Raw genomic sequence first — 14,115 nt, 5'->3', positions numbered from 1 at the left:
AGTATGCATGCAAGGAGATCATCATTCATATTTTGTATTACCGAAGTAATGTGTCTTGTATCACATTTCTTTTTTAAACCGAATCGGTAGTACAATCCCTCTTTTTTTTCGAAATCGATTACGCCAAAAGATTTATATAACTTTTTACGTCTTACTTCTTGACGTGGTTTAAGGAGTGTGTTTCTCTTAAACCCCTTTTCATCGAAAACGACAGTAGCATCTTATAAAGGGTTAGGATAAATTATATGGGTAATGATTCTCTGCTTCTTCCGAAAATTATGATCGTCGAAGATGATAATCTTTTAAGAGCGAATTTGGGGCACTTATTTCAACATATCGGTCTTGAATACTGCGGCGTTCAGAATGGAGTGCAAGCTTTAGAAAAAAAGGAAGAATTCAAACCCGATGCTTACTTCGTCGATTTGGAAATGCCCGTGATGGACGGAAAAAAATTTATGGAAACGGTAAAACGAGAACAGCCCGATTCCATTTTCGTAGTAATGACGAGTCACGATGAACCGCATACGATTATCGATACGATGAATCTCGGAGTCTTTCATTATATCATTAAACCGATCGATCCCATTTCCTATCGCGCGGTGGTTAACGAGATCGCTCAAGAACTCCATAATCGACGACTCGCCCGCCTCTTCGATCAGGAATCGGATATTCGTCTGCGCGAACAATTGGATTGGGCTTCTTACAAACGTTCCAAGCTTACGGAGTTGGATTCTTTGCTCGAACTTTCAAAGACTACGCTTAACAATATTAAATACGCTTTATTCAGCGGAGGGGGAATCGGAGCTTTAATCACATTGGTTAAAATGATCCGCAGCTCCGCCGAAAAGAAGGATTCTAAATACGCCATTTCGGAAGAATTGATGACCATGCTTTCGGAGAACGCGCAATACATCGAAAAAAACGCGAATCGTCTGGAAGAGACTTTGACGTTATTGAATCGGGACATCGAAGTTAAGTCGGAACCGATTTCGGTCGCGGACTTGGTCAAAAAATTGACCGAATGTTTTTATGATTTCGAAAAGGACGAAGCCGAATATATCGAAGAAAGAAAACTCACCTTTAAAATCGGGAACGGAAAGCTTCTTCCGCGCAATTTATCCGCGAAAGTCGATCTGGAATCGTTTATCGTGGTCTTTCACGAATTGCTGGTAAACGCTCTGAAATATTCCGAAACCGGGAGCAGGATCAACGTTTATTTCTCCACAAAAGCGGGACTTTTCAATCTTTACGTTAAGAATAAGTTCGATAATACTTATATGGACGGAATTTCGCAAGAACAAGAGGACCTAGTAAAACAGCCTTTTTATCGTCTTGCAAAGTTCATCGATGAAAAAGTCAAAACGGAAAAGGTCTTTTCCGGTTTGGGTTTAACGTTAGCCGATATCGTTATCAGAAAACATGGTGGGACGTTCGGAATCAAAAATCTTACCGATCATTCGATGGGAGAACGTCCCGAAGAAGTCATTCTAGCCGCTTTGACCTTGTCGACTTTCTAATCCGATCGATTCTTTTTTTGCGTCAATCGGACGTTCGATTTCGATCGCTTTGTTGAAACGCGGGAAGCCCCGCGTATTTTATTTTTTCTTTCCGATCTTTTCCGCGAGATCTACGAGAAGACGAACCCCGTAACCGGTCGGACCGTTTCCAATCTGCGTTCCGGAACCCTTTTTTCTCCAAGCGGCGCCCGCGATGTCGATGTGAGCCCAGGCGATTCCAGGATCGACGAATCGTTCCAAGAATTTCGCCGCGGATAAGGAACCGCCCGCTCTTCCGGCGACGTTTCGGATGTCGGCGATATCGCTTTTGAGATCGTCCGAATATTCGTCCCAAAGAGGCATTTCCCAGATTCTTTCATCCGAAGAAGCGGATGCTTCTTTGAGCAAGTTCGTCAGCGTTTCGGAATTGCTCATCACGCCCGCTGCCTCGTGTCCGAGAGAAATGATGATCGCTCCGGTCAGAGTTGCAAGATCCAGCATATAATCCGGTTTGAACTTCTTTCCCACATAGGAAAGAACGTCGCCTAAAACCAAACGTCCTTCCGCGTCCGTATTCTGCACTTCCACGGTGATTCCGTTGTGAGCCGTGTAAACGTCTCCGGGTTTGATCGCCGCCGCGTCCGGCATATTCTCCGCGACTCCGATCGCCGCTACGACGGGAACGCCTAATCCGAGTTCGGCGATCGCTCCAATGGCGTGAATCGCCGCTGCCGCTCCGCACATATCGTATTTCATTTCGTGCATGTCCTGCGCGGGTTTGATGCTGATTCCGCCTGAATCGAAGGTGAGACCTTTTCCGATGATCGCGAGTTTTTTCTTCGTACTCGGTTTTGCGGGAGTATATTCCAAAAGAATCATCTTCGCTTTTTTGTCCGAACCTTCGCAGACGGAAAGAATTCCTCCCATCTTTTCCTTTTTCAACTGCGGTTCGTCGAACACGGTGATTTTGAGTCCGTTGTCCTTTGCGATCTCTTTCGAACGGGAAACGAATTCTTCCGGTGTGAAGTGATTGGCAGGAAGGTGAGCGATGTATCGCGCTCCGTTGACGTAACGGCTGACGACTTTTCCGCGTTTTAATCCCTTTTCGGCCTCTTTGACTTTTGCTGCGTCCTGAAGAACGAAGGAAACGTTTCCGATCTTCTTGGAATTCTCCTTATATTCTTTTGCGAGAACGTTGATCGCATACGCCCCTTGTTCCAAGGAATTGATGATCTGATATATGAGCAATTCTGCGGGGAGCGCGGTTGTCAGAATTTTCGGAAGATGAATCTCAAGTCCGACCCCGTCCCATTTTTTCAGTTTTTCTCCGAATTGAAAAAAGTTCTGAGCGACTCCTCTCACCTTTACTTTGGAAGAATCGCCTAACCCTAGATAAATGACCTTTTCGGATTCGTCCGTAAAGACCTGTCCGTTGTCTCCGGTGAAAATTCCGGATGCGGTTTGCAAAGAAAATTTCGTTTTGAGATTCTCAGGAAAATGATCCTTTAAAAGAATTTGAAGTTTATAAAACGCTTTCGAAGGATTTTTTCCGATCGAGCTTTGGATTTTGTTCTTATCCAGTTTCATTTTTTCTCCAATGTTTTGATGTCGGAAAGGATTTCGTCGACGTGGCCTTTTACGCTGACCTTAGGATAGATTTTGAGAATTTTTCCGTCGGCTCCGATGAGGAACGTAGTGCGCACGATTCCCATAAATTCTCTTCCCATGAACTTCTTCAATTGCCAGACCCCGTAGTCTTCGCAAATCTTTCCGTCCTCGTCGGAGATGAGGGTGAAGTTTAGTCCCTGCTTTTCAATGAATTTCTGATGCGATTTTACGCTGTCCTTGGAAACGCCGACGACGTTAAACCCCGTCTTTTTGATTCGGGAAAAATTGTCTCTAAAATCGCAGGCTTCGGTTGTACATCCCGGGGTTTGATCCTTGGGATAAAAATACAATACGGTTCCTTTCGAACCGGCTAATTCGGAGAGTTTTACCTTTTCTCCTTTTTCATTGAGTGCGGTAAAAGCGGGGGCTTTGGACCCGGCCTTGAGTTCGCTCATGGAGTACCTCTTGGAAAATAATGTTTTATTCGCTTTCTCCGATGTCAGTCTTTTTCGCGGGTTGGTTTGAGAATCCTGTGAAATGTGGGAACTCATACGAGTTCCGATTGTCGCACCGAAATGTGGACGGAACTCCGGCACTTTTGTCGCGGCAGGGATCTGAGCGGCGCGACGCGGTCCGTTAGGACCGAGCGTGAGCGAGCCGCGGCTGAGCCCGGTCCTGCGCTTCGGCGCAGGAGCCGCCCCGATTTTTCACTTGCGAAAACCGAAACTATGTCCGATAGTTTTGGTATGGACTCCAGAGAAAGGGCCGAAACGATTCGAGAAGGCAATCGTGCTTTTAACGAAGGCGATATTCGCAAGGCGAGAGATCTTTTTATAAAGGCGGAATATAAGGACGGTCTTATCCGTCTCGGGGATCACTTCATGTATGAGAAGAAGATGCCCTTGCTCGCCTACGGTTATTATAAAAAGGCCGGTTATCAAAAACGAATCGATGAGATTTTTCAAAGAATGATGTGGGCCTTGAGTCAGTGGATCGGCGCGGACAAATTCAAGACCGAACCGTCCGATCCGGGTGTAGGGGAGAATGGCGGAGTTCCGTCCACTTCCAGTTTTCCGGACGCTTCCCAGTTTCAGATTCATCCTATGTTACGACAAACCGCTTTGGACATTCTTAAAAAACGGGGAATCCAGGTTTAAGAAATCAGTTCCCTCGGAAATCTGGCCGTAACTCCGGCCGTTTTCCCTTTCTTACTTTCCGATTCCATTCTTCGTTTCGAACTCGGTAATCTTCCCGCAAGGAACCTCTTCCTTGTGATACGGATCGAAATCCAAAAAAGGCATCTCCTTTTCCCAACGATAAACTACGATTCGTTGTCCTTGAACGCAATCCCAGAGAAAGTAGTCGTAACCCATAAATGTTCCCGTCCGATCATGACGGTCCGGTTTCGGCATCCCGATCGTCTGAAATCCATAAGAAATCTTGCAAGCGTTTATAACGAGAAGCGTAAAGACGGGGATAACAAAACGGAACAAAAATTTCATTGCTGCAATGAATAGAACCTAACTGCAATTAAATCAAGTTATAAAAGCCGATTCTTTTTTGTAATACGTGAGCGCCTTGTTTTTTTCGAAGTCGCTTTAATACGAACTTCGAAAGAATCTATTTACAAAGTTTCGAGTCGGATTAACCTACGGTAGAATGGTTCGTGCGAAAAAAAACTCCATCTTTCTTGTGGACGATCACCCCGTCGTACGGTCCGGGCTGCAAGCGGAGATTCAGGCCGATCCCGAGTTTGAATTCGTCGGCTCTGCGTCTTCTCTGAAGGAAGCCGTGCGACGTATGAGTTTTTCAAAGGTCGATCTTCTGATCAGCGATATTTCTTTGCAAGAGGAGAATGGAATTCAGGAATTGGAAACCATAAAAAATAAATTTCCGGATTTAAAGATATTGTTCCTAACGATGCATAGGGACTGGTCTTATCTTCAGAAAGCGTTCGCACTCGGAGCGGACGGATATATTCTAAAAAACGAATCCATGTCCGTAGTCATCTCCGCGGTGAAAACGATTCTAAACGGCGGAAAAGTATTTCCGGAAGAGGTAAAAAATTTCAGACCGGAAACCGAAATCACGAAAGAGATCGGAAGTCTGATCAATCGTTTGACTAAACGTGAAAAAGAAATTCTAAACCTGCTCGCAGACGGAAAGATGAACCGCGAGATCGCGGAAGAACTGAATCTAAGCGTTCGAACCGTCGAAACACATAGAGCCTCTATTTTTAAAAAATTGGAAACAGAAAATCTCATCGAACTCGGCCGAGTTCTGGTTCAGCTCAAAGCCTCCGGGCTTTTCTAACTACTTACCGTCCTACTTTTTCTCCGTAGTTCCCGAAATTCACAAAATCATCGTTCGATGATACTCTCTCCTAAGAATCGAATTCGATTCGGAAAAAATTTTTTGAAAATTTTGGAGATTCTTACATGAAGAAATTAATCTTGTCCTTGAACCTTGCTGCTTTTTTGTTTTTATCTGCGGATTGTAAAAAGACCGAATCCGACGATGATACTTCCTTGGTTGCCGCTCTTGTCGCATTAGCAAACGGAAACTGTTTTAACGTTCCTCAAATAGTTGTGATAAAGGACGGAAACTCCGCCGCGACGACCACATTTACGTGCGCCGTAGCGGGGAAGGTTTATACCTGCGTCCCCAACACGGGAAACACAGTTGTTCGCACGTATTCCACTGCGGTTGCGGCAAAATTGGGCGTAGTCGATCCTCCTTCGTTCTCCAATCAGCACGTTCAAAGAGGTTTAGTCAATCGAGTGGAAGGAGCTACGACCAACACCTTTACGTACAACAGCTCCAATCAATTGACCGCAGTAGCGCCTCCGACGGTCACTTATTCGAATTACGATTCATACGGATTTCCGAAAACGACTTCCGGAGGACAAACGATCACCAACACATACGCGGCGGGAGCGAGCAAACCTACGACTTCCTCGGACGGTGCGATGACATATACGTATGATTCGAACGGCTGGGCGACTAAGATCGATTTCGGATTCGGTCAACCGACCACCGCGGAAAACACGGGTTCTTTAGCGATCTGCGATTAAGAATCGAATCGGAAAAAGGAGACCGATACTTCCGCGGTTCTTCCGTCCATTTTGTTAAGCGACATTTAACCTTGGATCAGCAAGGCAGCAGAACGGTGAATCTGCTGCCTTTTCCGGGACTCGAATCGATTAAAACTTCTCCGCCGTGTGCGAGTGCGATCTTTCGAACGATGGAAAGGCCGAGCCCGCTTCCTAACGGTTTTTTCGTTTCCACCATCGAATTGTAGAAACCGGTTTTTAATTCTTCGCTGAGACCGGGACCGTCGTCTTTAAAAATAACGTAAAGAATGGCTCCTTCCTTTTCGACGCGAAGAAAAAAATTGCCCGTATCGTCGATGGCTTCGAGCGAATTCTTGGCGAGGTTCAGGATCAATCTTTGAATCCGAAGAGGGTCCAATCGAACGGTTCCTTCCGCAGCGATATCGCATGAAAACCGGATTCCGGTTCCTTCGAAGAAAAGTTCCAAATCGTCTCGGATTCCCTGGAAATATTCTCGGATGCTTACTTCTTTCAGATCCAAAATGATTACTTTTTTAGAAAATTCTAATATATCCAAGGATAGATTGGCGAGAGCGTCCGTTTCCTTTTTGGCGCGCGAAAGATCGAATTCGGACTTCGCTCCCTCGGTTGTATTCAAATTCCGTAATACCTTTTGGATGAGGATTACGTGATGTCCTATGTCGTGCGCGATCTCCGCCGATAATTCTCCGATGATCGCGAGTTTTTCGCGGTCCTGCCGGATCACGTTTTGAATCGAAAGCGCCAAGGCATACGCGATTCCCTGCACCCAATCCATTTCGGAATCGGAACCCAAAAAGTTTCCGATCGGAAGATCCAAGACGACGAAACTCGCTTTGCTGTTTTGTATGGGAAGCAGAAGGCTTTCCCCGAAGACGGCGGGGGAATACAACGCTTTGAGATCGATCTCCAACGATTCTTTGGAAATAAATCCGGAAACCTCTTGAACCACAAGATCGTCTTTTTCATCCAAGGAATACCGCTTCCACAACGAAGAATTCTGTTCGGGAAAATAAATGTTCAAACCTTCGTTCTTTGCAGGGGAAAAATCCGATTTTTCATTTTTAGAAATCGGATCGAAGTTTAGGAAGGCGTTTTTCCGATTCATTTCCTCGATGTTCTTGGAAAGAATTTTTAGAGTCGTCTGCGCGGCCGAGTTGAACGAAGCCGACGTCATGATTTCCCGCGTGGATGACACGAGGCTTTTCATCTTATGCGAAAGGTTCTCGGAACGGTTTAGAGAATTGGAAAAGCGTTTTGAAATCAACACCGCGTGCGAGGCGATCATAGCGAGTTGACCGTAGGGAAGCGTGTACGTCGAAGTGTTCAGAAAACCCATATTCTGCGCGATATCGTGGAACGTGCAGAACATGATCACGATGTAACCTAAAAATAAAATCCACGCCCCTTCGTATTTTTTATGAATTCCATAAAGAAGCAAAATGCTCCAGCCCGGAATCGTTACGAAAAAACCGTAGATCGAAATCGGATTGAGCGTAAGAGTGTAGATCTGATTCGGAAAAACCGCGACGATGAAAGCGGTAACGAAAAAAGGAATATTAAAAAACAGTCCGTATCTTTCCCAAAATTTCGTATAACAAAATCGATGGAGAAACGCGTACAAAGCGGGGGCGGATAAATAAACGGAAATGTATTCAAGTCGGTTTAACATTTCCCAGGAAATGTTCGGAAATAGGAGATGTCCCAGGCGTTCTCCCGTGGTTAGCCCCCGGATTAAAATGAGAATGCAGTGAGTCGCGAAAAAAAGGGGCGCGAGATCCTTTTTTCTAAAAAAGAAAAACACGAGATTGAAAACCGCCATAAGAACCGCCGCGATACAAACCGCAAAGCTGATTCCTTTTTTAGTCTGCGCTTCTCCGAGAATGTCCCTTAAACTTCCGATTCGAATCGGAAACCAATAACCTCCCCATCGATTCTGAAAATTAGAAATATGTAATACTACATGAAGAATTTCCGAATCGGGAAGAATGACGATCTGAGGTTTGTAAAGCGGTTGCGAAGATTCCGTTTTGTCTCCGACGGTTCCCGCGTTCGCAACGAGTTTTCCGTTCACGTAAAGATTGTAAGCGGTGCCTTCGTCCGGGATCGAGACGGCGGCTTCCGAAAAATTTTTAGGAAGAAGAATTTCGAGTTCGTACGAAGCGAAGCCGTGGCTGGAAATGGTCTCGCCTTGAAAAAGGACGCCGTTCCAAACGACAGGTGCATCCAGAAAGATGAACTTCCCCTTAGAAGCGGCGCTCTGAGCATTCGGATCGATGAATTGCTTCCAATAGAATTTCCATTCCCCGGTTAACGGAAGAGTTTTTTCGGTTTCGAAATTCCAGTGAGTAAGATCCAAACGTCCTTGTTTCGCTTTCGGAAGCGGAGAAGGATCTTGAGGGTTCGCATAACAGGAGCTAAAGATCGCAAATAGGAAAACCAAAAAACAAATAACGGTTAAAAGACGAAACAAAAGCCTATGCGACACGGTGACAGCTCTATGAAGAAAAGTGTTGAATGGGAAGATTGGCCTATCGTAAAAACGGAATTCGTTTTTGAAAGAAAGATTTTGATAAAATTCGGAAACGACCGGTTTCATCCGATTCCGAATCGAAAAAGTGGATCTCCATTTTCCAGGAATTCTCTTTTCAGAATGTCATCCCGATTTACTCTGGTTGAAAATCTAATGTCCCATAAGAACTCGCCTTGAAATCCAAATTACTCCTTTTTATCGTTTCCATTCTAACTATTTTGATCGGACTTCTCCTATACGAGAATCTTTTTGCAAAGGAAAGCGGATTTCGATTCTTAAACGAAAATCATAGCGAATTCCGGTTTTTATTCGATTGGACTTCGCTTAACAATTCGGAGAATCCGAACTTGAATAACGAAAAGGATTTTCTCGCATCGACTTGGTCCTCAGATATCGTTGCGATGGCGCAAAACGTCCACCTTTACGACGAGATGCATCCTTTCTTATATACGTTGGAAGGAGGGCGGAGCAACACCGGTAACATCAAATCCGTATGGAATCCGAAAGCGCAGGAAGTTTATATCTGGGCGTTGAAAACGATCTCTCCGAAAACCAAAATCATACCTACCATCTTCCGATGGGAAAACGACTTCGAGAAAGTTTCGGATGCGATCGGCTTGAACGGAAACACGAAGATCCGCGATTATCATATCGGACAAATTCTAAAAGAGATCGAAACATACGATTACGACGGAATCGATATCGACTATGAAGGAATGACCTGCGACAAAAAGGAAAGTTTCGAAACCTTCTTAACGCTTTTATCCCAAGAATTAAAAAAGAGAAACAAACTTCTTTCCGTCGCGATTCATCCGAAAACGTTCGCGGAGGAGCCTTCCGAATATTTGTGCAAGGAAAACGGAATGAAGATGTCCGTGGATTTTTACGAAGCCTATCGGGGACAACTATCGCACGACTACGAGTTTTTGGGGAAAGTTGCGGACAAGATCAAGATCATGGCGTACGAACTTCATCCGAGAAAGAACGCTTTTCCCGGACCCGGGCCGCAAGCTCCTTCTTGGTGGATCGAAAAAATATTAGAATATTCTACTAAAAAAATTCCGAATGAAAAGTTATACATGGCGATTCCGACATACGGATACGATTGGCCTTTGAATTGCGACATTCCTTCCAAGGCGGTTTTTTATTCGCGCGCGCAATATATTAAAGCGAACTGGAATCCTCGGTCCGAGGAGCCTACCGACGTTTCCAAAATATTCAAGGATGCTCGGAAATCGGGGGATTGGATTTATCTTAGACCGTATCTCTATCGCCACGAAGGACATGTCTACGACGATCCTTCGCTTTGGTACAGTCTCGGAGGCTGCGATCGGGTCGCGTTTTATATGAATCGTAGATCGTTTGAAACGAAGATGAATCTATTAAAAAAATATAAAATACGCGGGTTCTCCTTTTGGCAGCTCATCCAGGACAACGATCCCGAAATCCATTCTTATTTGAAGACGATGATCGAAAACCCCGATCCCAAAAAATGATAAGCGACATCGCCCGAATCTCCGATTCAGGTCGGGGAGGTCAAAGTTCGAGGCTTTATCGAAAGATCGTCGCTTTGATCTCTATAGCAAAGAATATCAATTTTTTTGAATGCTTCCCGCGATGATGAGTTTTTGGATTTCGCTTGTTCCTCCGCCGATTTCGCCGAGTCGAACGTCCCGGTAAAGTCTGGAAACCTTGTATTCGTCCATAAAACCCGCGCCTCCGTGAATCTGAACGGCTAAGTTTGCGACTTCTCTTGCGGAAGTGGTCGCGAATAATTTACAAGAGGCGCATTTGCCCGAAAGATGCATGCTTCCTTTGCCCGATCGATCGGCCCGTTCCATTTCCCAGGCGACGTTGTATGTGAACCAGCGGGAAGCTTCGAGTTTCGTATAAATTTCCGCGAGTAGGTTGGCGACGGATTGATGTTGCGAAATCGGTTTGCCGAAACTCTTTCTCGTGGATGCAAAGGATTTGGATTCTTCCAAACACGCTTCCATCAAGCCGATCGACCAAGCGGCGAGAGAAATTCTTTCCATGTTGAAGGTTTGCATCGTTTGACGAAATCCTTTCCCGAGAGTTCCGAGAATATCGTTAGACGAAACCTCTACGTCTTCAAAAAAGAGCGCGCCGGTAGGCGAGGCTTTGAGCCCGAGTTTTTCCATCGGTGCGGATCGTTGAACTCCTTTCGAATTCAGATTCACCAAAAAATGAGTCAGTCCTTTTTCTTTTCCGTTTAAATCCCGAACCTTGGCAAGAACCAAACAAAAGTCCGCGATCGGAGCGTTCGTGATATACGTCTTTTGACCGGAAAGCTGATAACGTCCTTTGGAAACTTCTTTCGCAATCGTTCGAAGGGAAGAAACGTCCGAACCTGCATCGGGTTCCGTGATTCCTAATGAGCCGATTTTGGATCCGTCGTTGATCGAAGGAAGATAGTTTCTTTTTTGTTCTTCGTTTCCGTAGTGATGAATCGGTAAACCGAAAAGGCCTCCCGAAGCGCCCACCGAAAAGAATGTCGAACCGCAGGACTTTCCCAAAATCTGCATTGCAATCAAGGAACGGAACGCTCCCGCGTTTTGACCCCCATATTCTTCCTCGTGCGGTAAACCGATGTAACCGATTTGCGCGAGTTTATGAAAGTGCGATCTTGGAATTTCTTTTTTGCGATCCGCTTCTTCCGCAAAGGGTTCGATTTCCTTTTTGCAAAAATCGTTAAACGAATTGATGAACAAAAGTTCATCCTCGGATAAAGTAAAGTCCATAAAACCTCCGCGAATTGAAGGCGACTATTCATGCGCTTGAAAGAAAGAAAAGTTTTATTTTTTGCGGCGAATTCTTCGGCCGTAAATCCATCCCGCGAGCAGGAGCGGAAACCCGAACCAAGAGGCGAGGTTCGCGTAAAAGTTCGTATGATTTTCCGAGATCGCCGGGATTTGAAGAGCCAAACCCGCTAAAAGAAGAATGATATGAATTTCCGTATATTCAGAATTTTGCACGAACAAATATTTACCGAGTCCGCATCCGCTGAGAAACGCGAAAAGCCCGAGAAAGATTCCGATTCTTCCCAAATGAAGATAAAGGTCTTGGGGAAGAAAGGGAATTGTAAACAAAGGAAGAAAAATTCTGCAGGTTAAAAACAGAATCGAAAGAATTCCCGAATAGGAATGGAGCCTGAGTCGATTCTTCGCTTTCAAAGAAAGAACGGCGATTTAAGGTTCTCCGCTGGCAACGGGAACCGGTTCGTTCTCCGGAAGCAAACTGGTGGCTAAAAGTTCCGGAGCTTCGGAGTCGAGAGGAATGGAAACTTTCGGTGAAGAATTCTGTGTCGCTTTAAAATAATAATACATCGGCACCGAGAGAAGTGTGAAGCCGACTCCCCAGAACGCTTCGGTCGGTTTGTTCCAGAGCAGAGTAGCGATGATTCCCACATTGGAAGCGATGTATAAATACGTTGTATAAGGATATCCCGGAATTCTAAACTTCAATTTATAATGTCTTTTTTCAAAAAGAATCGGGGTGTATGCGGTGATCGTCGCAAGAAGAAGAGTGGAACAGGTGATGAGATACAAAAGGCTTTCTATCTCTTTGACGAAACAAAATAGACAGGCATATCCGCACTGAAAGAGCAAGGACATATACGGACTTTTGTGTTTCGAATGGAGCTTTGCCATGTTTTGAAAAAAGAATCCGTCTCTCGCCATCGCAAAATAAATTCTCGAACCGCCGATGATATAAGCGGAGATTGATCCTAAAAACGCCCAACAGATGAACGCGGTAATCAAGATCGTCGCTTTCGGTCCGAATAACGCGGATGAGGCGGTGATTCCGATCTTATCCCCCGATAATTCCGCGACGGAACCGGAACTGAGAAAAAGAAAGTTGATGAGAATATAAAGCGTCGTTACGAGCGCGCAGGAATACAACACGGCCTTGTAGATGTTTTTATCCGGATCTTTGACTTCTTCCGCTACGTATGTGATCATGTTCCAGCCGAGATAAGAATAGGTTACGGGTATGACTCCGGCTAACAGCAATTCCATGCCGCTCCATCCGGACGGAAGCAGTGAGAAGGATTGAAAACGCGAAGTGTCGTAATTTCCGATAATGAATCCCAACACAACGAACGAGACCAATCCGAGAATCTTAACCCCCGTAAAGAGGTTTTGAATTCTGGACGCGGTGGAGATTCCGAAGAAGTTGATGATCGTAAAAAGAAGGATCGCGCCCATCGCCAACATTTGCGCGGTGCCGATCGAAATCGTTAATCCCAAAAACGGAAATTCGAAAAAGTAAATGTCCCAGGACGGGTTGATCAAAGAAAAAAACGATTTAGAAAATGCTAATGCAGATAAAGAGATGGAAGCGGAAAAGTTGATCGATAACGAAAGCCATCCGCTCGCAAAGGCGACGATGGGAGAATACGCTTCTTTAAGATAAACGTAATCTCCTCCCGCGTAGGGGAATAAGGACGCGGATTTTGCGTAGGACATGGCGCCCGCGACTGCGAGAAACCCTCCCAAGATCCACGCGAGTAAAACGATGTTGGGATTCGGAACTTGATGGAGAATGTATCCCGTCGTGATGAAGATTCCCGGTCCTACCATGGAGCTGAACATGAGAGATATGGAATCGAATAGGTTGAGGGACCGTTTGAGTTGCATCGTTTTCTGACAGCATGGGAGTTTCGTTGCCGCAAACAAGGATTTTTCCTTTTGTCAATGTTTTATGGGAGTTGGGGCGGAGTTCCGTCCACGAATGTCGTTATCTTCGGAAAGGTGATCGGTTGTTCGTGTCGGATAGCAGTAAGGGCCTTGTATGGAAGGATGGATTGTCGGAATGAGGACGGTCTTACGGCCAAATATGGTGGATAAGTTCAAATCTGAAAAATGGGGGCTCCTAATCTTCAATCTTGTTTCAATGGAAATGCGATGAGAAAGAATGAATCGTCCACCTTTGGATTGAGATTCTGGATTTGTTCGAGAACCGATTTTTCTTGAGTGAGGCTGGAGTTCCGTCCACTTCCTTCAAAAAAATAAAGATCACAAAAACCTCGATCTCAATCCATTCATTCTTAAATTGCGAATTCGGATTCAACTAGACATAATCACCGAAAATTGTCTCATATACATTCTTCCAAAAAGTGAAGAATTTTTATAAATTCTATTTGACTAGGTAGAAGTGATTTATACTTTGGTCCTTACGGCTGTTTCAGAAATGAGACAGCAGAGAGCGAACAACTGAGCTGCTTCTTTTCTTCGTTTGTCATTCTTGGCAGACCAGGTTAAAAGATTCTGTTTCGGGAAACGCGTAAGATCTTTAACAACATATATACTGCGATAGAGAGGTTCTTGAGAGTAGAGGTGCTCTTGAGAACACAAAAATGTAA

The 14,115-nt window shown here is 45.0% G+C and carries 13 protein-coding genes; 5 read left to right on the top strand and 8 right to left on the bottom strand.

Annotation, left to right across the window (positions count from 1 at the left end; genetic code table 11):
* Positions 1–245: 245 nt before the first annotated feature.
* Complete coding sequence (locus DLM76_RS00065) at positions 246–1,517, top strand: response regulator (protein ID WP_118956450.1); 1,272 nt, start codon at positions 246–248, stop codon at positions 1,515–1,517.
* Between the two features lie 78 nt (positions 1,518–1,595).
* Here DLM76_RS00065 and DLM76_RS00060 read toward each other — a convergent pair whose 3' ends face one another.
* On the bottom strand, positions 1,596–3,083 hold the full coding sequence (locus DLM76_RS00060) for a leucyl aminopeptidase family protein (protein WP_118956451.1): 1,488 nt from the start codon (positions 3,081–3,083) through the stop codon (positions 1,596–1,598).
* The gene (gene bcp / locus DLM76_RS00055; RefSeq protein ID WP_118956503.1) at positions 3,080–3,559 is read right to left on the bottom strand and encodes a thioredoxin-dependent thiol peroxidase; all 480 of its coding nucleotides are present in this window, start codon (positions 3,557–3,559) and stop codon (positions 3,080–3,082) included. Before bcp ends, DLM76_RS00060 begins: the two co-directional genes overlap by 4 nt.
* A gap of 273 nt (positions 3,560–3,832) precedes the next feature.
* On the opposite strand from bcp, the gene DLM76_RS00050 reads away from it, so the two are divergent.
* Positions 3,833–4,261, top strand: coding sequence for a hypothetical protein (locus DLM76_RS00050; protein WP_118956452.1), 429 nt, complete (start codon positions 3,833–3,835; stop codon positions 4,259–4,261).
* 51 nt (positions 4,262–4,312) lie between these two features.
* On the opposite strand, the gene DLM76_RS00045 is transcribed toward DLM76_RS00050, so the two are convergent.
* Positions 4,313–4,606: a hypothetical protein gene (locus DLM76_RS00045; protein WP_118964042.1), complete on the bottom strand. Its 294-nt coding sequence runs from the start codon at positions 4,604–4,606 to the stop codon at positions 4,313–4,315.
* A 157-nt stretch (positions 4,607–4,763) separates the two neighbouring features.
* Here DLM76_RS00045 and DLM76_RS00040 point away from each other — a divergent pair, with 157 nt between their 5' ends.
* Both DLM76_RS00040 and DLM76_RS00035 read left to right on the top strand, forming a co-directional pair.
* Positions 4,764–5,417 (top strand): response regulator, encoded by a 654-nt coding sequence (locus DLM76_RS00040; RefSeq protein ID WP_118964041.1) that lies wholly within the window; start codon positions 4,764–4,766, stop codon positions 5,415–5,417.
* A 125-nt stretch (positions 5,418–5,542) separates the two neighbouring features.
* Positions 5,543–6,178: a hypothetical protein gene (locus DLM76_RS00035; RefSeq protein ID WP_118964040.1), complete on the top strand. Its 636-nt coding sequence runs from the start codon at positions 5,543–5,545 to the stop codon at positions 6,176–6,178.
* Between the two features lie 76 nt (positions 6,179–6,254).
* Here the strand turns inward: DLM76_RS00035 and DLM76_RS00030 are convergent, their stop codons facing one another.
* Complete coding sequence (locus DLM76_RS00030; RefSeq protein ID WP_241548145.1) at positions 6,255–8,639, bottom strand: sensor histidine kinase; 2,385 nt, start codon at positions 8,637–8,639, stop codon at positions 6,255–6,257.
* Between the two features lie 263 nt (positions 8,640–8,902).
* On the opposite strand from DLM76_RS00030, the gene DLM76_RS00025 reads away from it, so the two are divergent.
* Positions 8,903–10,225: a glycosyl hydrolase family 18 protein gene (locus DLM76_RS00025; protein ID WP_118964039.1), complete on the top strand. Its 1,323-nt coding sequence runs from the start codon at positions 8,903–8,905 to the stop codon at positions 10,223–10,225.
* Between the two features lie 96 nt (positions 10,226–10,321).
* On the opposite strand, the gene DLM76_RS00020 is transcribed toward DLM76_RS00025, so the two are convergent.
* The 4 genes from DLM76_RS00020 to DLM76_RS21835 all read right to left on the bottom strand — a co-directional run.
* Positions 10,322–11,491, bottom strand: a complete 1,170-nt coding sequence (locus DLM76_RS00020; RefSeq protein WP_118964038.1) for an acyl-CoA dehydrogenase family protein — start codon at positions 11,489–11,491, stop codon at positions 10,322–10,324.
* A gap of 54 nt (positions 11,492–11,545) precedes the next feature.
* Positions 11,546–11,923, bottom strand: coding sequence for a hypothetical protein (locus DLM76_RS00015; RefSeq protein ID WP_118956459.1), 378 nt, complete (start codon positions 11,921–11,923; stop codon positions 11,546–11,548).
* 15 nt (positions 11,924–11,938) lie between these two features.
* Complete coding sequence (locus tag DLM76_RS00010) at positions 11,939–13,345, bottom strand: APC family permease (RefSeq protein WP_241548178.1); 1,407 nt, start codon at positions 13,343–13,345, stop codon at positions 11,939–11,941.
* A 567-nt stretch (positions 13,346–13,912) separates the two neighbouring features.
* The coding region (locus DLM76_RS21835; RefSeq protein ID WP_206610250.1) for a hypothetical protein at positions 13,913–14,115 on the bottom strand (203 nt) is incomplete at its 5' end.

The organism is Leptospira yasudae (assembly GCF_003545925.1).
Classification (GTDB): Bacteria; Spirochaetota; Leptospiria; order Leptospirales; family Leptospiraceae; genus Leptospira; species Leptospira yasudae.
This window is presented reverse-complemented; position numbering and strand designations above follow the sequence as displayed.

Bases quoted from the DNA above. Each gene is read 5' to 3' on its own strand.
- DLM76_RS00065 (WP_118956450.1), top strand. From the start codon at position 246: ATGGGTAATGATTCTCTGCTTCTTCCGAAAATTATGATCGTCGAAGAT.
- DLM76_RS00060 (WP_118956451.1), bottom strand. From the start codon at position 3,083: ATGAAACTGGATAAGAACAAAATCCAAAGCTCGATCGGAAAAAATCCT.
- bcp (WP_118956503.1), bottom strand. From the start codon at position 3,559: ATGAGCGAACTCAAGGCCGGGTCCAAAGCCCCCGCTTTTACCGCACTC.
- DLM76_RS00050 (WP_118956452.1), top strand. From the start codon at position 3,833: ATGTCCGATAGTTTTGGTATGGACTCCAGAGAAAGGGCCGAAACGATT.
- DLM76_RS00045 (WP_118964042.1), bottom strand. From the start codon at position 4,606: ATGAAATTTTTGTTCCGTTTTGTTATCCCCGTCTTTACGCTTCTCGTT.
- DLM76_RS00040 (WP_118964041.1), top strand. From the start codon at position 4,764: ATGGTTCGTGCGAAAAAAAACTCCATCTTTCTTGTGGACGATCACCCC.
- DLM76_RS00035 (WP_118964040.1), top strand. From the start codon at position 5,543: ATGAAGAAATTAATCTTGTCCTTGAACCTTGCTGCTTTTTTGTTTTTA.
- DLM76_RS00020 (WP_118964038.1), bottom strand. From the start codon at position 11,491: ATGGACTTTACTTTATCCGAGGATGAACTTTTGTTCATCAATTCGTTT.
- DLM76_RS00010 (WP_241548178.1), bottom strand. From the start codon at position 13,345: ATGTTCAGCTCCATGGTAGGACCGGGAATCTTCATCACGACGGGATAC.